Genomic DNA, 21,091 nt, shown 5'->3' with positions numbered 1-21,091 from the left:
GATCAGGAGGCTTGCCCCATGCGCCGCATTGCAACATTACTGCTGGCCCTGGCCGCCGGCGCGGCCGGGATCTCCTACGCCGCGCCGCCGCCCATGCAGACCGTGGAATCGGTCGACCTCAAGCGCTATGCCGGCATGTGGTACGAGATCGCCAATTTCCCGATGTTCTTCCAGCGCAACTGCGTTGGCGACACCACCGCGGAGTACACGCTGCACCCCGACGGCACCGTCGGCGTCAACAACCGCTGCCGCACCAAGGATGGCGACATCGACTCGGCCTCGGGCACCGCCACGGTGGTCGAAGGCAGCAACAACGCCAAGCTCGAGGTCTCGTTCTTCAAGCCGATCAAGGGCGACTACTGGGTCATCGGGCTGGACCCGGACTACCGCTGGGCCGTGGTCGGCACGCCCGACCGCAAATACCTGTGGATCCTGTCGCGCTCGCCGCAACTGCCCAAGGAAGACCTGGACCGCGCGCTGGCGGCCGCCACGGCGCAGGGCTACCAGCTCGACGAACTGCGCTACACGCCGCAGAAGTAACGGCGGCCTGGACCGCCCCGGGGCGTGACGCCTCGCCCGCCATGGCCCTGGGGCGGAGGGCGGACTCGGCGCGCGCCACGTCCGCCCTCCTCGTCATTCGACCGCCGTCATCGCGCCGGAGCCATTCAATCCGCGTAATCGCGCGCCAATCGCACCACCGTCACGCCCGGCTTGAGCTGGCGCAGCGACGGCATCACCAGCGTGCAGCGGTCATAGGGCGACACGATCGCGCGACCGTCGGCCCAGCCGATCACCGATCCCGCCTTCTCCAGTGTCTCCAGGCCCTGCCAGGGCTGCGCGAAGCTCACGTCCATCGACGGCGCCACCACCGCGTCGGTCACTTCCAGCACGCGCTGCGGTACGGCATCCGGTTGCAGCCAGTCGGCCGGGACGTCAGCCGCGTCCATCACTTCCGACGCGACCAGCATGCGCGCCACCATGTCGCGCGCAACATCGCGCGCCGCCGGGTCGCCGTGAAAGCCGCACTCGATCAGCAGCGCGCAGGCCGTGTCGCGCGCCGGATCGCCGAACTGCGCGAAGTCGCGCATGCGCACGCCGTCCTTGTGGCCGGCATCCACGATGACATGCTGCGGCGCCTTCAAGCGTCGCGCCAGCGCGATATTGCGCGGCAGCACGCCTGTCAGCAGCAGCGGCGCGCCCGGCTCGTGCATCGAATGCAGGTCCAGCAGCCAGTCGGCGCGCTCGACCCACGGCCGCAACTGGGCGGCGCGCCGGCGGTCGCTGCTGATGGGATTGTCCAGGCGCTCGGCACTCCAGACCCGGTTCATGTCCTCGTCGACGAAACGCGAGGCGTCGTGCCGCGCCAGGTCGAAACGGTCGAAGGCCGGCAGGTTGCAGAACGCCAGCGTCAGGCTGCCGCGGCGCGGCCGCAGGCCCGCCGCCAGCAGATCCTTCAGCGCCCAGGCGCCGCACAGTTCGTTGCCGTGCACCAGCGCGGACAGCATGAGGGCGCGGCCGGGCAGGCCCGAGTCGAAATGCCAGACGCCCGGCGTATCGGTATTGCCCAGGCGCTCGGCGGCGAGGTCGGGAACGGGAAGGGTGAAATCCATGAAGTGGCCTGCGTTGATGCGGTGTGGGGATCTGGATGCGCCGACGGCCGCGCTGGGCGGCCGCCGGCATGGAAACGGGTCGCGCTTATTGCGCCTCGATCTTGGCCGCCTTGACCAGCTCGCCATACTTGCGCGTCTCGGCGGCCTGCGAGGCCACCGGATCCACGCCCGGCTGCGCCAGCACGCCACCGGCTTCCAGCATCTTGGCGCGGAACTGTTCCGACTTGAGCGTATCGGCCAGCGCCTCGCGCAGCTTGGCGGCCACCGGCTCGGGCAGGCCGGCCGGGCCGTACAGCGAGAACGTGATGCCGAGGTCGACCGCCTCGAATCCCGGCGTCTCGGCCAGCGCGGGGATCTCCGGCGCCACCGGCGAGCGCTTGGGCTGCGTCACCCCCAGCGCCACGATCTTGTCGGCGCGGACCTGCGGCAGGCCCGAGGACAGCACCAGAATGCCGAAATCCAGCTGGCCGCTCATCAGGTCGGTCACCAGCGGCGAGACGCCGCGGTAGGGGACATGCTCGGCGCGCGTCTTGGTCTCCTGGTTGATCATCTCGCCGGCCAGGTGCAGCGTGGTGCCGACGCCCGACGAGCCGTAGTTGAAACTGCCTGGCGCGGTGGCGCGCAGCTTCTGCAGGTATTCGGAAGCGGTCTTCACGCCGGAATTCTTGCTGGCCGCCAACACCATGGGCTGCGAGGCGATCACGCCGAGCGCGGTGAAGTCCTTGGCGCCGTCGTACTTGACGGCGCTGTTGATCATGCGGGCGACCACCATTTCGTTGGTCGATCCCAGCAGCAGCGTGTAGCCGTCCGGCGTGGCGCGGGCCACGCGTTGCGCGCCGATGGTGCCGCCGGCCCCGCCCGCATTCTCGACCACCACGCTCTGGCCGATGCGCTTGGCCAGCTCCTCGCCGAACAGGCGCGCGGTCAGGTCGACGCTGCCGCCGGCGGGATAGCCGACGACCAGCGAAATGGGATGATCGGGGTAGCCGGCGGCAATGGCCGGGGCGGCCACGGCCAGCGTGGACGCTGCACAGAGCGCGGCCAGCGCGCCGCGCAGCGGATGCGTGATCGAAATCATGGGTTTCTCCCTGGGGTGCTGTGGTGGACGGCGGCGCCGCCTCGTTTGGAATATCGGGAGACATTCTGCGGCGCGCATCGCGCCCACTTCGTGCCAAATCAGCACATTTAAGTGCTGATTTGGTTGCAAGCGGCCGGCTCGCCGGTGCCGGACACCCTTGGCGGGCGACGCCCCCTAGGCCTTGCGATTCGCCGTGGCTTCCCAGGCGGCCTCGGCCAGGTCCGCCAGGCGCGCGCGGGAGCGGTACAGCCGCACCTCGAATGCGATCTCGTCGCTGCGCCCGCCCAGCGACACCAGCGTGCCACGGCGGCAATCGGCCGCCACCATCGACCACGGCAGCCAGGCCACGCCGAGCCCCTTGAGCGCGGCCCCATGCGCGGCATCGAGCGAATCGATGCGCACGAACGGTGTCAGCGCGTAGGGCGTGGAATCAAGCCGGTCGCCCAGGATGCGTTCCATCGACAGGCCGCCGGCGTAGGTGATCAGCGGTGCCGCCGGGCCGCCCTCGCCCAGCACATAGCGGGCGCGGCCGCGGCCGTCGGCCTGGCTGACCGGCACCAGCTTGTCGGTGCCCAGCGTCATGTAGCGGTAGCGCACCGGATTCAGTTGCATCGACAGCGCCGGATGTTCGTAGCAGCACAGCAGGTCGACCTTGCCCTGCTCCAGCCGCATCGCCATGTCTTCCATCTTGCCGGTGGAGATTTCCAGCTGCGTGCCTTCGACCAGGACCTTTGGCGCGCGGTGGCGCAGCCGCGCGATCCAGTCGCCCACCACGGTGCGCGACAGGCTGCGGCCGGTGGCGATGCGCAGCACCGCCTCGCCGCCCGCGCCCGAACTGCGGATGCGATGGCGCACCAGGCCCATCTGCTCGACCACCTGGGTGGCGGTCTTGAGCAGCGCCTCGCCCTCGGCGGTCAGCGTCACCGGCACGCGCTGGCGATCCACCAGCGGCGCGCCGGCCCAGGCTTCCAGGGTACGGATGCGGCGCCCGAAGGCCGGATGCGTGACGTGCCGCGCCTCGGCGGCGCGCACGAAACTGCCGCTCTGCGCAAGCGCGATCAGGTCTTCGAGCAGTTTCAGGTCGGCCATCGCGCGCCCGTCTCCGTCAACCCGCTCAGGCTTGCGCCAGGCCCATCATCGCCAGGGTGGCGCGGGTCAGCTCGCTGGCCGGGTCTTCCAGCTCGTTCACCAGGTCGAAGTGGTTGCAATGCGGCGTCGGGATGCGCGTGGCCTGCAGGCCGGCGCCGGTCCAGGCGCGCTCGAAGGCTTCGGTCTGGTTCTTGAAACCCTGCGTCTCCAGGCCGCCGACGGCCAGCAACATGGGGCCGGCGCGCTCGGGCAGGTTGAAGATCGGGCTGTGGCGCGCCGCCTGCTCCGGCGTCAGTTGCAGCCAGGTATTGGGCAGGACGTCGCACAGCGGCCGCAGGTCGAACAGGCCGCTCAGCGCCAGCGTGCCCTTGATCACGTCGTCCGGCACGCCGTAGCGCGCCGGCCAGGCGGGCGCGGCCAGCATCGCCGCCAGATGCCCCCCGGCCGAACTGCCTCCGACGTAGATACGCTCGGGATCGACGCCGTACGTCGCCGCGTTGTGGTACAGCCAGGCCAGCGCCGAGCGCATCTCGCGCACGATTTCCGGCAGCGTCGCTTCGGGCGCCAGGGTGTATTCCGGCACCGCCACCGCCGCGCCGGCCGCGTTGAAGGCCTCGGCCATCACCGGCGCGTCTTCCTTGCGCTGCGCGCGCCAGTAGCCGCCGTGGATGAACACGAACAGCGGCGCCGGGCCGCGGTTCGCCGCCGGCAGGAACAGGTCCAGCCGCTCGTCCTGACCCATGCCGTAACGCAGGTTCAGCAGACCGGGGCGGCGCGACTTCACCGCGGCGGCCGACTCGGCATAGCGGCGCACGCAGGCGTCGAAGTCGGCCACCGACTCGCGGGCGTTGTATTGCACCTCGCGCTCGGCGATGGTGGGGAAAAAGAGATCGATGTCCGCGTCACGCATGAATGGCCTGCCTGTCTTCCTGGGAAATGATGTGTTCGATGAACTGCGCCGTCTTGCGGTAATGCGCCGCCAGCATTTCCACCGACCGCTCGACGTCGCGCGACAGCGCCGCCTCCAGCAGCTGGCGGTGTTCGTCGTCGACATTGCGTTCGGGGCCGTAGGCGGTGGCGCCGGCGCGCGCCGGGCGCCGGTAGCGCTCGGTCTGCGCGTACAGCTGCGTGGACAGGTCCAGCAGCCAGTGCGAGCGGCAGGCGCCGATCAGCGCATGGTGGAAGTCCAGATGGCGCGCCTCGAGCGATTCCTCCAGTTCCTGGCTGGGCGGCACGGCCTCGCCGGCGCGCTGCGCGGCCCGCGTCAACGCGTGGTAGGCGCCGACCAGCCGCGCCTCCCAGGCGTCGTCGGCATTGGCCAGCGAGCGCCGCAGCGCGTCGCAGTCGATCAGGATGCGGGTTTCGCAGGCGTCCCACATTTCCTCGACCGACAGCGGCGCGATGCGAAAGCCGCGCGAGGTGGTGGTGATCACCATGCGTTCGCTGCGCAGCCGGTTCAGGGCCTCGCGAATCGGGGAAAAGCTGCTGCCGTAGCGTTGCTTGAGCAATTCCAGGCGCAGCGACTGGCCCGGCGCGAACGCGCCGCTCATGATGTCGCGCCGGAGCAGGCGGTAGACCTGCTCGGACAGCGTGATTTCCTCTACCTCGGCGCTCCCGTCGGCGCCGGGCTCGTCCTGGCGGGACGCTTTGATTCTTGGCTTCAACGTGCTCTCCAGATGTCAGCTGGCGTTCGGCGGCGCGGCCGGTGGGCGCTCAGGCGGCCCATTCTACCCGCGGCGCGGCCGCCCTCACCCCCGTGCCTCGCGCGGCGAGTCGGGCAGCGGTTCGAAGTCGCCATCCAGGTCGGCGGCGCCCGCTTCGGCCAGGTCGTCGTAGCGCGCCGCCTGCAGCGGGCGCCGGTTCACCCGCAGGTCGAACACGTCGAAACGGTTGTAGTGACCCACGATGTCGTGCATCTGGCGCGGCTGGATGCAGCGCGACAGGTCGATGTCGGCGTAGACGATGCCTTCGTCGTCGACCAGCGGCTCGCCGATCACGCGCCCGTCCGGCCCCAATATTCCCGAAAACGCGCTGTTGCGGCGCGCCAGCATCTCGCGCGCCTCCGGATGGCTGGCGCTGATGGCGTCCTGGATCTCGGTGGAAATGGTCGAGCACGACACCACCGTGAACACCTTGCCCTCGAACGAATGCGCCGCCGCCCGCAGCCGGATGGCTTCGGCCATGTCGTAATCGGGCGGCGCCACCGGCAGCGAGATATAGCTGGCGACGTGCACCATCTCGCCCTGCGCCAGCAGCGAGAAGCGCGCCAGCGTGTTGGTGTTCTCGCCGCAGGCCAGGCCGCCGAGCTTGCCGACGGATGTGTCGTACACGCGCAGCGATTCGCCATCGCCATGGGCCCAGGTCAGCTTTTCGGCCCAGGTCGGCACCAGCTTGCGATGGCGGCCCAGGATGCGGCCTTCGTCGTTGATGAAGACCATGGTGTTGTAGATCGTGCCGACGCCGTGGCGGCTGCGCTCGTTCACGCCCACCACCACGTTGACGCGGTGCTGGCGCGCGGCTTGCGCAATGCGGCGGATCTCGGGCCCGGGCAGCTCGATCGCGCTCTTGCACAGCTTTTCGAACCACGGACTGCCCTGCACCGGGTTCATCACCCAGCTCCAGTAGGGATAGGCCGAGACGAACACCTCGGGAAAGGCCACCAGGCTGGCGCCGTTGCCGGCGGCCTCGGCGATCAGCGCGCAGGTCTTGTCGACGGTGGCGTCGGTGTCCAGGAACACGGGGGCCGCCTGGACGGCGGCGGCCTTGAAGACGGGCAGGTTCAACATGCGTGTGGCTCCTTTAGCGGTCAGATGCCGAGATAGCGTTGCGCCAGTTCGGGCTGCGCGGACAGTTCCGCGGGCGCGCCCGACCAGGCCACGCGGCCCTTGTCGACGATGTAGTGGCGGTCCACCAGCGTCGCCATCTCGGGCAGGTTCTTGTCGATCACCAGGATGGTCTGGCCCTCGGCCTTCAGCGCCCGCAGGCAACGCCAGATTTCCTGGCGGATCAGCGGGGCAAGCCCTTCGGTGGCCTCGTCCAGGATCAGCAGCTTGGGATTGGTCATGAGCGCGCGGCCGACCACCAGCATCTGCTGCTCGCCGCCCGACAGCGTGCGCGACGACTGCGCGCGGCGCTCCTTCAGGCGCGGGAACAGCGCGTAGACGCGCGCCAGGTCCCAGCCACCCGGCGCGGCGCGCGAGGTCGCCACCAGGTTTTCTTCCACCGTCAGCGAGCCGAACACGCGCCGCCCTTCCGGCACCAGCCCCACGCCCAGCCGCGCCACCGCGCTGGGCGCGGGCCGCGCCAGCGTCTGGCCGCGGAACTGGACCTGTCCGCCGGTGGCCGGCAGCATGCCCATCAGCGTCTTGATGGTGGTGGTCTTGCCCATGCCGTTGCGGCCGATCAGCGAGATCACCTCGCCCTCGGCGGCCTCGAAGGCCATGCCGAAAAGCACCTTGCTCGACCCGTAGCCGCCGGTCAGGCCCTCAACCTTCAACATGTTCTTCTCCCAGGTAGGCGGCGCGCACTTCCGGATGGCGCCGCACCTCGTCGGGCGCGCCGCTGAACACCACCTTGCCGTAGACCAGCACGCTGATGCGGTCGGCCAGCGCGAACACCGCATCCATGTCGTGTTCCACCAGCAGGATGCCGTAGTCGCCCTTCATGCCCAGCAGCAGGCGCGTCATGCGCGCGGATTCTTCCGGCCCCATGCCGGCCATGGGCTCGTCCAGCAGCAACAGGCGCGGCGAACGCGCCAGCGCCACCGCCAGTTCGAGCTGGCGCTTCTCGCCGTGCGCCAGGTCGGCGGTGCGCACGTGGCGGCGCTCCGCCAGCCCGACGTGCGTCAGCCATTGCATCGCCTGCGCCTTCAGGCCGGCATCGCGGCGCGGATCGGACCATGCGCCAAAGGCGCGGCCGCCCTTGAGCATGCTGGACAGGATCACGTTTTCCAGCGCGGTGTATTCCTGGCACAGCTCGGTGATCTGGAACGAGCGGCCCAGCCCCAGGCGGGCCCGCTCGAAGGCGCGCAGCGCCGTCACATCGCGCCCGTCCAGCTCGATGGTGCCCGAGTCCGGCCGGATCTCGCCGCAGATCTGCGCGATCAGCGTCGACTTGCCGGCGCCGTTCGGGCCGATGATGGCGTGGATCTCGCCGGCGCGCACGTCCAGATCCACGCCGTTGGTGGCGACGACCGCGTCGAAGGCCTTGCGCAGCCCGGATAGCCGCAACAGTGTCTGCATGTTCGATGCCTCATCGGGATGCCACGGAGCCGGCTCCGCCGGGCCGTCGGCATGCCCCCTTGAGGGGGGAGCGCGCAGCGCTTCGGGGGTGGGTTCAATCCGCATGGCGCGTCTCCAGCAAGCGACCGAACAGCCCTTTCTGCCCCCACAGCACGACCAGCACCAGCACCGGCCCCATGTACAGCAGCCAATGCTCGGTCAGCGACGACAGCATCTGCTCCAGCCCCAGGAACACCGCCGCGCCCGCGATCGGACCCAGCAGCGTGCCCACGCCGCCGAGGATGACGATGGCCATCAGCTCGCCCGACTTGGTCCAGGCCGCCATGTCCGGCGTCACCAGCCCGGCATAGTTGGCCCACAGCACGCCCGCCAGCCCCGTGCCCACCGCCGACAGCACGAAGGCGCTCAGGCGATACGGCGTGGGCGCCACGCCCAGGTTGATGGCGCGCCGCTCGCTCTGGCGCAGCGCCTGCAGCACCATGCCGAAGCGCGAGTTGGTGACGCGGATGCACAGCAGCGTCCACACCGTCAGCAGCGCCAGGCAGACGTAGTAGAACGTCAGCGGATTCTCCAGGTTCAGGCCCGGCAGCACATTGCGCTGCGAGATCATCAGCCCGTCGTCGCCGCCATAGAACTGCAGCGACACCAGGATGAAATACACCATCTGCCCGAACGCCAGCGTGATCATGATGAACTGCACGCCGCGCGTGCGCAGCGCCAGATAACCGAACAGCCAGCCCGCCAGCGCGCACACCGCCAGCGCGATCGGCCACACCACCAGCGCGGCGTTGCTGCCGGCCCAGCCGAACAGCGGTCCGGCTTCGGTGGTGTGGAAGGCGATGATGCCCACCGCATAGCCGCCCAGCCCGAAGAACATCGCGTGGCCGAAGCTGACCATGGCGCCGTAGCCGATCACCAGGTCCAGGCTGACCGCGGCCAGGCCGTAGATCAGGAAGCGCGTCACCACGCCGATCAGGAACGGCGTGTCGGTGGCCGCCGCCGCGCCCGGCAACGCCAGCAGCAGGATCAGCCCGGCCAGCCCCCAGCGCGCGCGATTCGAAAGTGTCTTTGCCATCATCATCCTCGCGCCGGGAACAGCCCGCCCGGCTTGGCGATCAGCACGATCGCCATCAACACATAGATACTGGCCGACGCCAGGCCCGCGGCCAGCGGATCCGCCGTGGCCGGCGAGAACACCGCGCCCAGCAGCTGCGGCAGGAAGGCCCGCCCCATGCTGTCGACCATGCCCACCAGCAGCGCCCCCGCCAGCGCGCCGCGCACCGAGCCCACGCCACCGATCACGATGACCACGAAGGTAGTGATGAGGATGCGCTCGCCCATGCCGATCTCCACCGCCAGCAGCGGCGCCGCCATCACGCCCGCCAGCCCGCACAGCAGCGCGCCCAAACCAAACACCAGGGTGTAGAGCTTCTTGATGTCGATCCCCAGCGCGTCGACCATTTCGCGGTCATCGGCGCCGGCGCGGATCAGCATGCCGATGCGGGTGCGGTTCACCAGCCACCACAGCCCCACCGCCACCAGCGCGCCGACGGCGATGAACGACAGCCGGATCAGTGGATACTGGAACCCCGGCGCCAGCGTCACCGCGCCTTCCAGGAAGGACGGAATGCCCACCAGCGGCGGGCGCCGGCCGAAGATCAGGCTGACGGCCTCGTTCGAGAACAGCAGCAGGCCGAAGGTGGCCAGCACCTGGTAGAGGTGGTCGCGCTTGTACAGCTTGCGGATCACCACCACCTCGACCGACAGCCCGTACAGCCCCGCCCCCAGCAGCGCCGCCAGCACGCCCGCCAGGAACGAGCCGGTGCTGCCGATGGCGTAGGCCGCGCAGTACGCGCCCACCATGTAGAACGAGCCGTGGGTCAGGTTCACCACGCCCATGATCCCGAAGATCAGGGTCAGTCCGGCGGCCAGCAGGAACAGCATCGCGCCGAACTGCAGCCCGTTGAGCAACTGTTCGAAGAGCAAGGTCATGACGGCATCTTGCAGAATTGGGCATAGGCGTCCTTGTCATCGGACACCAGCTTGCGTACCAGGTGCGGCGACAGGCCGCCGTCGGCGTCCTTGTCGATGCGCATCAGGTACAGGTCCTGCACCGGATGCTGGTTGGTGTTCATGCTGAACTTGCCGCGCAGCGAGGCAAACTCCGGCTTGCGCAGCGCGGCGCGGAACTCGGCCTGGCGCGACAGGTCGCCGCCGGTGGCCTTCAGGCCCGCGCCGATCAGTTGCGCCGTGTCGTAGGCCTGCATGGCATAGTCGGTGGGCACGCGGCCGTAGGCCTCCTTGAAGGCCTGCACGAAGGCCTTGGACTGCGGGTTGTCGAAATCCTGCGACCAGATGCCGGTGGTGTACGCGCCCAGCGCCGCGTCGCCGGTGGCCTTGATCATGCGCGCGTCCATCGAGAAGCTCGGCATCAGCATCGGCACGGTCTTGTTCAGGCCCGCCGCGGCGTACTGCTTGACGAAGTTGATGCCGGTGCCGCCCGGATGGAACTGGTAGACGGCGTCGGGCGCCAGCGACCGCACCCGCGCCAGTTCGACCGAGAAGTCCGACTGGTCCAGCTTGGTGTAGATCTCGGCGACCACCTCGCCCTTGTAGGTGCGCTTGAAGCCCTCGATGGCGTCGCGCCCGGCCTGGTAGTTGGGCGCCAGCAGCGCCACCCGCTTGTAGCCCAGTTCATTGGCGGCCACGCCGCCCGCCGTATGGAAGGCGTCGTTCTGGTACGAGGCGACGAAATAATTCTGGTCGCACTTCTCGCCGGCGAAGCTCGACGGGCCCGGGTTCAGGCTGACGTAGAACGCGCCCGACTTGACCACGCCCGGCGCCACCGCCGCCAGCACATTCGAAAAGTTCACGCCGGTGAACAGCTTGATGCCCGACTGCAGCATCCGGTCGGCCGCCTGCTTGGCGTTGGCCGGTTTCAGGCCATCGTCCTCGATCACCAGTTGCACCGGCACCCCGCCCAGCTTGCCGCCGCCCTGCTTGATCGCCAGGTTGAACGCGTCGCGCTCATCCTCGCCGATGTAGCCGGCCGGCGTCGACAGCGTGGCGATGAAGCCGATCCTGACCGGCTCGGCCGCATGCGCCACGCCACCCAGCGTCCAGGCCAGGCCCGCCGCCAACATTGTTTGCTTGATCATTGTTTTCCCCTTGGAGACCGCCGCGCGCGCCGCCCCGCGACGCGCGCCGGAATTTCGCCTAGACCGCCACCACCGGATGGCGCAGCGTGCCGATGCCTTCCACGCACGCCACCACCACGTCGCCCGGCCACAGCCACTCCTGCGGCTTGCGGCCCGCGCCCACGCCCTCGGGCGTGCCGGTGGCGATGATGTCGCCCGGCTCCAGCGTGATGCCGGCGCTGATGTCCGAAATCAGGAACGGCACCTTGAACAGCATGTGGCGCGTGTTCGAGCCCTGCTTCTTCTCGCCGTTGACCGTCAGCCACAGGTCCAGTACCTGCGGATCGGGGATCTCGTCGGCCGTGACGATGCAAGGGCCGAACGGCGCGTAGGTGTCCTGGCCCTTGGAATAGATCCACTGGCCGGCGCGGCGGCAGTCGCGCGCGCTCATGTCCAGCATCACGCTGTAGCCGAACACGTACGACAGCGCGTCGGCCTCGGCCACGCGCGCGGCGCGGCGGCCCATGATCACCGCCAGTTCGACTTCCCAGTCCAGTTGTTGGGTGATCTTGGCGTTGTGCTCGATGGCATCGCCCGGGCCGATCACGGTGGTGGGCGGCTTGGAGAAGATCACCGGCTGCTTGGGCAGGTCGGCCGAGGTATCGAGCGTGCGGCTCGATTCGGCAACGTGCTCGACGTAGTTCAGGCCGATACCGAAGATGTTCTTGCGCGGACGCGGAATCGGCGCCAGCAGCTTGACGTTCTCCTGCGGCAGCGCGGTGCCCACGGGCCAGGCGCCACGGTACGACTCCATCAGCTTCGAGGCCTGCGCCACGGCTACCGGGCCCAGGTCGATGAAGGCCAGCATGTCGTCCGGCAGCGCGACGCCGCCGGCTTGCCCCAGCAGGGCCAGGTCGATCACATAGCCTTCGGCCAGCGCGCCCAGGCGGGCGGCGGCGGTGGGATGGGCGCGAAAAGTTACCAAGCGCATAGGAACTCCAGGAAATTCAAGACGAGTTGAGACGGGCGCCCGGCTTGCGCCGGGCGGCGGATGAAAATTCAGTGGGGTTGGCGCAGCCGCTAGATCAGTTTCTGGTGGCCGTCGTTGTCCTTGACCGCTTCCTCGCGGTACAGCGCCAGCGCGCGCATCACCGGCAGGTCGTTGAAGCAGAACAGGCACGCGTCGTCGTTGGACGACAGGTTGGCGTGCTCGTGCACGGCCCAGGACGGCACACAGAAGATGTCGCGCTCGGTCCAGTCGTAGCGCTTGCCGTCGATGACCGAAAAGCCGCTGCCCTTGGCCACCTGGTAAAGGAAGCTGCCGGTGTGGCGGTGGGCCTTGGTGTGCTCGCCCGGACGCAGCAGCTGCATGCTGGCGCCGATGGTCGGCATGACCGGACCGCCGGTGGCCGGGTTGGTGTATTCCATCAGGATGCCGTCGTAGGGGCTGCCCGCCGATACCCGCGCGTGGCGGCGCAGCGCTTCGTAGGTGGGCTCCCATTCGTACTTGAAGAGCGGCGAATACGGCTTGGTCCAGCCCGCCGTCTGCGGCCGCAGCGCCGCGCTGCCCCACAGCGCGCTGGTGTCGTCCACCGGGTGCGTCACGGTCTGGTTCAGGTCTGGATGCACGGCGTAGAAGCCGGCCTCGAAGGCGTTGACCAGCGGGATGTCCAGGCCGTCCTGCCAGATGCAGGTGGTGCCGTCATCGGCCACGCCGTGCTCGTGCCAGGTGCCGTTGGGCGTGAGCACGAAGTCGTTCGCGCCCAGCGTCATCTTGTGGCCGTCCACCACCGTGAAGGCGCCCTTGCCTTCCATGATGAAGCGCAGCGCCGAATGCGAATGCTTGTGCGCCGATGCCAGTTCGCCCGGCCGCATCACCTGCAGGCCCGAATACAGCCAGCCGACCGCGGCGGCAACGTCGCGCCGGCCCGGGTTGTTCAGGTAGATCACGCGGCGGCCGGCCTCTTCCGGAGAAACCAGCTCGGCCGAGCGCAGCACGTGGCCGCGCAGTTCCTGGTAGCGCCAGACCACCGGCACCGACGCCGAGCGCGGCGCCCACGGCTCGATCTTGTTGGCCACCGTCCAGAGCGCGCCGGTCTCGAGTCGCGCCAGGTCCTGGTAATAGGCGATGCGCTCCGGCGAGTCCGCCACGTTGGCGCGGCCGGCGGTGTCTTCCCGATAGGCGTCGTACCTGTTCGCTTCCATCCCTTGCCTCTTTTTTATAAAAATCAAAAGATTTTCGAAAATATTAGATGCATCAAAGGAATCGGGCAATGATTGCGCGCTAGGGGTTTTCCTGGGGCCATCGCCCGCCTCAAAAAAAACCGGCGACGAATCCGAAAATACTGTACAAAAACACAGTGTGACGTGCTACATTGCGCTCGCCCGAAAAACGTCTTCCAGGAGACTCCTGTGTCCGAAGCCGCTCAAATCGCCCAGACTCACGTCGTCCAGTACATCGTCGTTCCCTACCGCACCGCCGCCAATGGCGTGGCCCCCGGCGAAATCCGGCCCGCCAGCAGCGAGTTCGGCGCCATCCGCATCGCCAACTCCATGGCCGGCAAGTTCGCCGGCGTCGCCGCCTACGAGGTCATGATCGACAAGGAAACCGGCGACATGGAATCGCCGCGCATCCTGACGCAGATCGGCACCGTGCCGTCGCTCGACGACTGACCTGGCCGCAACCGCCGCGCCAATGCAAACGCCGCCGGCGCCGCATCGCGGTGCCGGCGGCGCATGGACCGCTGAGCATGTGCCCATCCCGCCGAAGTTGGGGTGAGCGGACTGAGAGTGGAGCTAGGGAGGTGGCCGCTTTTTTCGCGTCTGTGGCCGGGTAAGACGCCCAGTCCGCTCAATGCAACCGCGGCGTCCGGCGACGCGCAACCCGCGCGCGCCGCCGGATCGCTGGCCGCCGCTTAGAAGCGGTGACGCACGCCCACCATGCCGACGGTGCTCTTGAGGCCGTCGATGAACGCGAAGTTCGTGGCATACGAACCCAGCGCGTACAGGTTGGTGCGCTTGGACAGGTTGTAGGTGTAGCCCAGGCTGTAGATGTTCATCGTGTCGTCGCCGCCGGTCAACGAGGTGTTGTTGGCGTCGGCGCGCTGCCACGAGAACAGGACATTGCCGGCGCCGCCGACCGGGGCCGACAGGCCGACCAGGTACGAGTTCGACTTGAAGTCCTTGGCCACGACGTTGGAGCTGAAGCTCTTGCCCGACGGATTGACGGCGCTGCTGAAGGCGTTGAGCGACTGGCCGGTGAACCAGCCGTTGCGCGTCTGGCCGTAGGCCAGCGCCAGCTTGATCACTTCGAAGTCGTACGAACCGCCGATGATCCACTGCTTCGGCTTCTCGTCGGTGCCGAGCTGGTTGGCCATGTTCAGCTGGTCGTACGTCAGGGCCACGTTCAGCGGGCCGTTGACGTAACGCAGGCCGGTGGTGATGGCACGGGTGTTGTCGGCCGTCTTGAAGCCGGTTTGCGCGGCGGTCGTGTCGGCCACGTTGAACGAGTAGCCCAGGCCGAACTGGAAGCCGCTGAACGACGGGGTCTGGTACATGACCATGTTGTCGTGGCGGACCGTGTTGGCGGCGCCGAAGGCGGCGCCAACGTTGGCCTGGCCGTAGCTGGCGCCGAACGGATCGATCGCGCCGAGGTACTTCGAGGCGATGTTGGTCTGGCGGCCAAATTCCAGCAGGCCCCACGAATCGCCCTTCAGGCCGACGGTGGCCTGACGGCCGAACAGGCGGCTGCTCTGGCCCGACTGGCCGTTGGCCGAGTTGAAGCCGCTTTCCAGCGTGAACACGGCGCTCAGGCCGTCGCCCAGGTCTTCGGCGCCGCGCAGGCCCCAGCGCGAACCGCTGGACACGCCGTTGGACATGCCGACCTTCGATTCCTTGTAGCCGTCGTTGCCCTTGATGCGCTGGAAGCCCACGCCGGTGTCGATCAGGCCGTACAGGGTCACCGAGGTTTCAGCATGCGCCACGCCGGACAGCGCGGCGAACAGAGCGGTGACGAACAGAGTCTTTTTCATTACAGATTCCCGTTGATTGAACAGACATGCGCATGCGGGTCGGCACGCAACACGAGCGGCGATTCCGCGCATGACCGGAACGACTTCTAGGAACGCTGTATGTCAGTTTTTGGGACCTCGGCAAACGCGAATCATCATCGATGAAAATCGGACGAATTTGTGGCGCGAGCCCGACACCCAAGCCACATCGGGGCTCGCGCCCCGGTGTGTCACAACGGTGTGCTATTTGAAGAGCAGCGCCTAAAGGGCAGCGCCGGCGCGGTCAGTAGTCCCAGATGACCGGCACCCAGCGAAAGGCGTCGCCATCGATCGCCACCCGGCCGACGGAGGGGAACGGCAGATGGGCGGCCACCAGCAGCCCGCGGTTCTGCGCCAGTTCCTGGAAAAGACGGAGCCGCACGCGGGCGGATTCCTCGGGGTCGTGCTCGAAGCCGTTGTGCCAGTCGGGATGATCGAAGCCCACGGGGAATATCGCGTCGCCGGCAAAGGTCAGCCGCTCATCGCCGCCGATCAGGTCGACCACGCTGTGTCCCGGGGTATGTCCGCCGGTGATGCGCACGACCACGCCGGGCGCCACTTCGTGCCGGTCCTGGAAGATCCGCAGCCGGTCGCGGTATTCGTTGTAGAAACTGGCCGCGGTCGACCTGAGCACGGCAGGCACCGGCTTGGGCATGACCGTATGGGAGAAGTCCGGCGACGTCCAGAACGCGACCTCGGTCGCGGACACGTGGATGCGCACGTCGGGCCGCAGGCGTTCCTTCACGCCATCGACCAGCAGGCCGCCGACATGGTCCATGTGCATGTGCGTGATGATCACGTCCGTCACCGACTCCAGCGCGATGCCGGCGTCCTCCAGGCGCTGGGGCAATTGGCCGGCGCGCGGAAAGCCCGGGAACTGCCCGCCGAGGCCGGCGTCGATCAGGATCGTCTGGTCGCCGCTGCGGGCCACCATCACGTTCAGCGGCCAATCGAAGGCGTCCGGCGGCATGAACATGTATTGCAGCCACCGCGCCAGATCGGCGGGATCGGCATTGGTGGCCATGGTCGCGGTGGGCAACGGCAGCACGCCATCGCTGATCACCAGCGCATCGATCTCGCCCACCCGCAGCGCATAACGCGAGGGCACCAGATCGTGGGGAGGCCGGACGCACGGATCGGACAGGCTGCTGAACGGCAGGGTTTGGGTTGCGGATGGCATGACGGGATCTCCAGAGAGGCGGTTGGATCAGGCTCGCGACAGCGCGGGCAGGTCGGCATTGACGCGATCCTGCGGGGTGGCGGCAAGGCCTTGCGGCGTGCCGGAAAGGCGATGGAGGCATCCTAGGGGTGGCGCGTCCCTGGCGGTAGGCTCGCGGCGGGAAGCATGCTGTTGTGCGCGACGCACCACTGCGCATCGCCAGGCGTTCGCATCGGCGTTTTCCGCTTGTCGCGGCGCGTCTCGCTGCGGCAAAATAGCCGCCTGCCACATCCCCTTCCCTTCGCGTCCACCCCTGCCATGACCGACTCGGTGACCCTGTTCGACAGTCATCGCCCGCGCCTGTATGCGATCGCGTACCGCATGCTGGGCGAAGTGGCCGAGGCCGAAGACGTGGTGCAGGACGCATGGCTGCGTTGGCATGGCGCCGACCGCGGCGCCATCGAAAATCCCGAAGCATGGCTGGTCACCGTCGCCACCCGCCTGTCCATCGACCGCCTGCGCCTGGCCAAGGCCGAGCGCGCCCATTACGTGGGAGTCTGGCTGCCCGAACCCATGTTGACGGCCGCGCCGTCCACGCCGGAGCAGCTGCACGAACTGGCCGACGACGTGTCGGTGGCGTTTCTGTTCATGCTGGAGCGCCTGTCGCCGGACGCCCGCGCGGCCTTCCTGATGCGCGACGTGTTCGACGCCGACTATGAAGACATCGCGCAGACGCTAGACAAGAGCCAGGCGGCGGTGCGCCAGCTCGTCCGAAGGGCGCGGCAGCAGTTGCGCCAGGGCACCCCGCGCGAAGCCGTGCCAAGGGCGACGCTGCAGCGCCTGCTGCAAGCCTTCGCCGACGCGATGCAGCGCAGCGATTTCCATGGCCTGCATGCGCTGCTCAGCGACGATGCCGAACTCATTGGCGACGGCGGCGGCAAGGTCGGCAGCTTTGCCAGCCTGGTGGGAGGCAAGCGCCTGGCACAGCTGTTCTACGCGGGCAAGCGCCGGTTCCGCGATGCGTTGCGCACCGAGGTGGTCCTGGTGAACGGGCAATGGGCCCTGCTGCGCTTCATCGATGGCCAACTGGAATCCGTGCAGTCCTATGAGACCGATGGCGAACGCCTGACGCGGGTGCTGGTGCAACGCAACCCGGACAAGCTGGCGCGCATCGCGGCGGCGCTGGCCCGGGGCTGACCACTGCCCGCCGCCCGCCGCCCGCGTTGGTGCGCGGCGGGCAACACGGTGATCCCCTGCGCGGACCTACCGCCGGGCCTGCCGCACTTCTACGATCGACCTGTCACCTTTCAACCAAGGACAGGCCATGTCGAGAATCGCGAAGTTCGCACTCCCCCTTATAGCCGCCGGCGCATTGCTGGCCTCGCCGGCCCACGCCGCCTCCCACCACGCAGCCACCGCCGGGCCGGCCAATCCGGTGGTCACGGAATTGACGACCAGGAACCTGCCGGACATTCCCGGCAAGGACGCCCTGATGCTGCTCGTCGACTACCCTCCTGGCGGCGCCGACCCGGTCCATCGCCACGACGCCCATGCTTTCGTCTATGTGCTCGAGGGCAGCATCGTCATGCAGGTCAAGGGAGGCAGGGAAGTGACGCTGACCGCCGGCCAGACGTTCTACGAAGGGCCGGACGATATTCACACCGTAGGCCGCAACGCCAGCCAGACCAGGCCGGCCAGGTTCCTGGTGGTCCTGATCAAGAAGCAGGGCGCCCCCGCCCTGACACCCGTCGAATAGGCGGTCGGCGGCTCGGAGCGGACCCACGCGCACGCGGGCCTTGCCTCTAGGGAAAGCCCGTATTTTTTGCGGACGATGTCACAAAGTTGCCCGGTGTGCCGTCTTGAGGGGTAGGACCCACCCAAGGGGTAGGACCCACCCACTCACCGAGCCACCACCATGTCGACACTCTCATCCGCCTCGTCGGCCGCGCCCCGCTCCACCGCGCCGGACTCCCTGGCCGACAGCTTTGCAACCAGCTACGCGGGCGTCGTGGCCTTCATCGCCGTCGCCGCGGAAGGCAACTTCGCCAAGGCCGGCGACCGCCTGGGCATCGGTCGCTCGGCGGTCAGCCGCAGCGTGCAAAAACTGGAAGACCAGTTGGGCACCCGCCTGTTCGTCCGCACCACGCGCAGCACCTCGCTGACCCTCGAGGGCGAGCGCTTCTACGAACAATGCCATCCCGGTGTGGAACGCATCGTCCAGGCCCTGGACGACATGCGGGAACTGCGCGAGGGCCCGCCCGCGGGTCAATTGCGCGTGTGTTCCACCGTGGGTTTCGGCCGCAAGGTCGTCGCGCCGCTGCTGCAAGGGTTCCGCCACGCCAATCCTGATATTTCGGTGGAACTGTTGCTGGACGACGGCCCCACCGACTTCACCACCGACCGCGTCGACCTCTCGTTCCGCAACGGCCGCATGGAAGACAGCCAGGTGATCGCCAAGAAAGTGATACCCATGCAGATGATGCTGTGCGCCGCCCCCGCCTACGTCGCCCGCCATGGCCTGCCGGACAGCGTCGACGACATCGCCGGCCACCGCTGCGTGAACTTCCGGCTCGCCTCCGGACGCGTATATGAGTGGGAATTCAAGGTCGGCGGCCAGCTGCGCAAAGTCGCTCCGCCCGCCATGCTCACCTTCAATGACGCCGACCTGGTCTTGCAAGCGGTGCTGGACGGCCATGGCATCGCGCAGATGGCCGGCTATCAGGTCTGTGACCACCTGCGCGCCGGCACGCTGGTGGCGTGCCTGCCGCAGTACGCGCCCGACGACCGCGGACACTACCTGTGTTTCCTGAGCCGCCAACACCTGCCGGCGCGCATGCGGGTCTTCATCGACTACATGACCGAGCGCATCCGCGCGCTGGACCTGCAGATCCTCGACAGCCTGCTGTCGGCGCCGGCCTGAATCGCTATTGCGTCAACGCCACCACGCATTCGATGCCGCCCTGCGCCATCTTGGCGTAAGGACACAGGCGTTCCGTATTGCGCACCAGCTCCTCGGCCACCGCCCTGGCCACGCCGGGCAGGTGGATGTTGATGTCCGCGGACAGCGCGAACAGGCCGTCGACGGGATCGCGGCCAAAGGCGATGATGGCCGTCACCGAGGCATCGGCAATGGCCAGGCCGGCGCGCTCTGCCAGCATGCTGAGCGCACCGTGAAAACAAGCCGCATAGCCCGCGGCGAACAGTTGCTCGGGGTTGGTTCCTCCGCCCGGGCCGCCCAGTTCGACAGGCAGGCGCAGCTCGACCTGCAACGCGCCGTCATCCGACATGGCGATGCCGGAGGCGCGGCCATGCGCGGCCTCGCCGCCCCGCACCGTCACGCTGGTGGCGTACAGGGGTTGGAAATCACCGCCCCGGTACTTGTCCAGGAGCGCCTGTGCAGGCGGCCGCGGTCTGCTCATGGAAGTCCCCGCGCGCGCCGCTACGTGCCCGAACCGGAACGGCTGAACCAGGTTTCGAAATCGATCGCGCCCAGGCGCGGGCCGGGGCCGGGCACCAGCGTCGTATCGTCGAGCAGCGCCCCGAAATAGCGCGCGCCCGCGTCCGCCCGCAGCGTGCGTGAGTCGCCGATCCTGTCCATGTAGCGCCGCGCCAGTTCGGCCAGGCGCAGGCGCTCGGGCCCGGCGATTTCCACGATGCCGTTCACCGGCGGCGCCAGCGTGGCGTCGGCCATGGCCAGCGCCACGTCGTCGGACGCGATCGGCTGGACGTAGGCGGGCGACAGGCGCACTTCGCCATCCTGGGTGCCCGACTGCACGATACCGCCCAGGAATTCGAAGAACTGCGTACTGTGAACGATGGTGTAGGGAATGCCGGCCGCCTGGATCAATTGTTCCTGCGCGATCTTGCCGCGGAAGTAACCGCTTTCGGCCAGGCGGTGCGTGCCCACCACCGACAGCGCGACATGGTGGCGCACGCCGGCGCGAGCCTCGGCGGCCAGCAGGTTGCGCCCCGAGGTCTGGAAGAATTCCAGCACGGCCCTGTCTTCGAACGACGGCGAGTTGGCCACGTCGACCACCGTCTCGACCCCGGCCAGCGCCGCGTCCAGGCCCGCGCCGGTGATCGTGTCGACGCCGGTCGCGGGCGACGCGGCGACAGCGTCATGGCCCCGTTCGATGAGCAATTTGACGAGCTTGGAGCCGATCAGGCCCGTGCCGCCGATGACCAGGATTTTCATGGCGCGCTCCTCAGTTGAACTTGGCCTTGTCCAGGCCATAGGCCTTGTCGGCCGAGCCGGGCACGGTCCGGAAGCCGACGTTCAGGCGATTCCAGCCGTTGATGGACATGATGGCGAAGCTGAGGTCGCTGATCTCCTTTTCGGACAGTTGCGTGCGCACGCGCTCGTAGACCTCGTCGGGCACGCCCTGCGCGCCCAGCGTGGTCAGCGCCTCGGTCCAGGCCAGGCAGGCGCGCTCCCGCGGCGAGAACTCGGTGGATTCGCGCCAGATCGCCACATGGTGCAGGCGCAGCTCGCGCTCGCCACGGATCTTGGCTTCCTTCACGTGCATGTCCAGGCAGAAGCCGCAGCCATTGAGCTGCGATGCCCGGATCTCCACCAGCGACAGGATGGACTGCTCGATCGCGCCGGACTTCAAGAGCATGCCGAACTCGACGAATTTCTTGAACAGTTCGGGCGATTGGGCGAAAGCGTTCAGGCGTTGACTCATGGTGACTCCTTCAGGGGGTTGGGCAGGTCCAGGCAGCGTGGCG

General features: G+C 68.2%; 23 protein-coding genes. 5 read left to right on the top strand and 18 right to left on the bottom strand.

The window, feature by feature from the left end; all coding sequences use genetic code 11:
• Positions 1–18: 18 nt before the first annotated feature.
• A complete protein-coding gene (locus AT699_RS02305) occupies positions 19–540 on the top strand; it encodes a lipocalin family protein (RefSeq protein ID WP_006386828.1) in 522 nt (173 codons plus the stop codon).
• A 125-nt stretch (positions 541–665) separates the two neighbouring features.
• On the opposite strand, the gene AT699_RS02300 is transcribed toward AT699_RS02305, so the two are convergent.
• From AT699_RS02300 to AT699_RS02240, 13 genes are all read right to left on the bottom strand, one after another.
• Positions 666–1,610: a M14 family metallopeptidase gene (locus AT699_RS02300; protein WP_024067579.1), complete on the bottom strand. Its 945-nt coding sequence runs from the start codon at positions 1,608–1,610 to the stop codon at positions 666–668.
• An 85-nt stretch (positions 1,611–1,695) separates the two neighbouring features.
• On the bottom strand, positions 1,696–2,688 hold the full coding sequence (locus tag AT699_RS02295) for a Bug family tripartite tricarboxylate transporter substrate binding protein (RefSeq protein ID WP_006386826.1): 993 nt from the start codon (positions 2,686–2,688) through the stop codon (positions 1,696–1,698).
• A 174-nt stretch (positions 2,689–2,862) separates the two neighbouring features.
• Complete coding sequence (locus AT699_RS02290; protein ID WP_024067577.1) at positions 2,863–3,777, bottom strand: LysR family transcriptional regulator; 915 nt, start codon at positions 3,775–3,777, stop codon at positions 2,863–2,865.
• 25 nt (positions 3,778–3,802) lie between these two features.
• Positions 3,803–4,687 carry an alpha/beta hydrolase gene (locus tag AT699_RS02285; protein WP_024067576.1) on the bottom strand — a complete coding sequence of 295 codons (885 nt, stop codon included), beginning with the start codon at positions 4,685–4,687 and terminating at the stop codon, positions 3,803–3,805.
• The gene (locus AT699_RS02280; RefSeq protein WP_006386821.1) at positions 4,680–5,441 is read right to left on the bottom strand and encodes a GntR family transcriptional regulator; all 762 of its coding nucleotides are present in this window, start codon (positions 5,439–5,441) and stop codon (positions 4,680–4,682) included. Before AT699_RS02280 ends, AT699_RS02285 begins: the two co-directional genes overlap by 8 nt.
• 84 nt (positions 5,442–5,525) lie before the next feature.
• On the bottom strand, positions 5,526–6,563 hold the full coding sequence (locus AT699_RS02275; protein ID WP_024067575.1) for a carbon-nitrogen hydrolase family protein: 1,038 nt from the start codon (positions 6,561–6,563) through the stop codon (positions 5,526–5,528).
• A gap of 20 nt (positions 6,564–6,583) precedes the next feature.
• Positions 6,584–7,276 (bottom strand): ABC transporter ATP-binding protein, encoded by a 693-nt coding sequence (locus AT699_RS02270; protein ID WP_006386818.1) that lies wholly within the window; start codon positions 7,274–7,276, stop codon positions 6,584–6,586.
• Complete coding sequence (locus AT699_RS02265) at positions 7,263–8,018, bottom strand: ABC transporter ATP-binding protein (protein WP_006386817.1); 756 nt, start codon at positions 8,016–8,018, stop codon at positions 7,263–7,265. The genes AT699_RS02270 and AT699_RS02265 overlap by 14 nt, the downstream gene beginning before the upstream one ends.
• A gap of 94 nt (positions 8,019–8,112) precedes the next feature.
• A complete protein-coding gene (locus AT699_RS02260; protein ID WP_024067573.1) occupies positions 8,113–9,099 on the bottom strand; it encodes a branched-chain amino acid ABC transporter permease in 987 nt (328 codons plus the stop codon).
• On the bottom strand, positions 9,096–10,010 hold the full coding sequence (locus AT699_RS02255; protein ID WP_006386815.1) for a branched-chain amino acid ABC transporter permease: 915 nt from the start codon (positions 10,008–10,010) through the stop codon (positions 9,096–9,098). Before AT699_RS02255 ends, AT699_RS02260 begins: the two co-directional genes overlap by 4 nt.
• Complete coding sequence (locus tag AT699_RS02250) at positions 10,007–11,176, bottom strand: ABC transporter substrate-binding protein (RefSeq protein WP_024067572.1); 1,170 nt, start codon at positions 11,174–11,176, stop codon at positions 10,007–10,009. Before AT699_RS02250 ends, AT699_RS02255 begins: the two co-directional genes overlap by 4 nt.
• Before the next feature lie 58 nt (positions 11,177–11,234).
• Positions 11,235–12,146, bottom strand: coding sequence for a fumarylacetoacetate hydrolase family protein (locus AT699_RS02245; protein WP_024067571.1), 912 nt, complete (start codon positions 12,144–12,146; stop codon positions 11,235–11,237).
• Between the two features lie 89 nt (positions 12,147–12,235).
• Positions 12,236–13,360 (bottom strand): cupin domain-containing protein, encoded by a 1,125-nt coding sequence (locus AT699_RS02240; protein WP_054470839.1) that lies wholly within the window; start codon positions 13,358–13,360, stop codon positions 12,236–12,238.
• A 207-nt stretch (positions 13,361–13,567) separates the two neighbouring features.
• Here AT699_RS02240 and AT699_RS02235 point away from each other — a divergent pair, with 207 nt between their 5' ends.
• On the top strand, positions 13,568–13,828 hold the full coding sequence (locus AT699_RS02235) for a hypothetical protein (protein WP_024067569.1): 261 nt from the start codon (positions 13,568–13,570) through the stop codon (positions 13,826–13,828).
• A 242-nt stretch (positions 13,829–14,070) separates the two neighbouring features.
• Here AT699_RS02235 and AT699_RS02230 read toward each other — a convergent pair whose 3' ends face one another.
• Together AT699_RS02230 and AT699_RS02225 are read right to left on the bottom strand one after the other, a co-directional pair.
• A complete protein-coding gene (locus tag AT699_RS02230) occupies positions 14,071–15,186 on the bottom strand; it encodes a porin (protein WP_024067568.1) in 1,116 nt (371 codons plus the stop codon).
• 262 nt (positions 15,187–15,448) lie between these two features.
• Entirely contained in the window at positions 15,449–16,384 is a 936-nt protein-coding gene (locus tag AT699_RS02225) for an MBL fold metallo-hydrolase (protein ID WP_024067567.1), read from the bottom strand.
• A gap of 297 nt (positions 16,385–16,681) precedes the next feature.
• Here AT699_RS02225 and AT699_RS02220 point away from each other — a divergent pair, with 297 nt between their 5' ends.
• The 3 genes from AT699_RS02220 (at position 16,682) to AT699_RS02210 (ending at position 19,283) form a co-directional block, all read left to right on the top strand.
• Positions 16,682–17,560: an RNA polymerase sigma-70 factor gene (locus AT699_RS02220; protein WP_024067566.1), complete on the top strand. Its 879-nt coding sequence runs from the start codon at positions 16,682–16,684 to the stop codon at positions 17,558–17,560.
• Between the two features lie 127 nt (positions 17,561–17,687).
• Positions 17,688–18,119, top strand: coding sequence for a cupin domain-containing protein (locus tag AT699_RS02215; protein WP_049053329.1), 432 nt, complete (start codon positions 17,688–17,690; stop codon positions 18,117–18,119).
• A gap of 159 nt (positions 18,120–18,278) precedes the next feature.
• Positions 18,279–19,283 carry a LysR family transcriptional regulator gene (locus AT699_RS02210; protein ID WP_024067564.1) on the top strand — a complete coding sequence of 335 codons (1,005 nt, stop codon included), beginning with the start codon at positions 18,279–18,281 and terminating at the stop codon, positions 19,281–19,283.
• A gap of 4 nt (positions 19,284–19,287) precedes the next feature.
• Here the strand turns inward: AT699_RS02210 and AT699_RS02205 are convergent, their stop codons facing one another.
• From AT699_RS02205 to AT699_RS02195, 3 genes are read right to left on the bottom strand one after another with little or no spacing between them, the layout of a single operon-like run.
• Positions 19,288–19,782 carry an Ohr family peroxiredoxin gene (locus tag AT699_RS02205; protein ID WP_006386805.1) on the bottom strand — a complete coding sequence of 165 codons (495 nt, stop codon included), beginning with the start codon at positions 19,780–19,782 and terminating at the stop codon, positions 19,288–19,290.
• Positions 19,783–19,802: 20 nt separating this feature from the next.
• Complete coding sequence (locus tag AT699_RS02200; RefSeq protein ID WP_024067563.1) at positions 19,803–20,558, bottom strand: SDR family oxidoreductase; 756 nt, start codon at positions 20,556–20,558, stop codon at positions 19,803–19,805.
• A 10-nt stretch (positions 20,559–20,568) separates the two neighbouring features.
• Positions 20,569–21,048 carry a carboxymuconolactone decarboxylase family protein gene (locus tag AT699_RS02195; protein ID WP_006386803.1) on the bottom strand — a complete coding sequence of 160 codons (480 nt, stop codon included), beginning with the start codon at positions 21,046–21,048 and terminating at the stop codon, positions 20,569–20,571.
• Positions 21,049–21,091: the final 43 nt, after the last annotated feature.

The organism is Achromobacter xylosoxidans (genome assembly GCF_001457475.1).
GTDB classification, from domain to species: Bacteria; Pseudomonadota; Gammaproteobacteria; order Burkholderiales; family Burkholderiaceae_B; genus Achromobacter; species Achromobacter xylosoxidans.
Note: the sequence above shows the minus strand (reverse complement) of the source record. Positions and strands in the feature narration are given on the sequence as shown.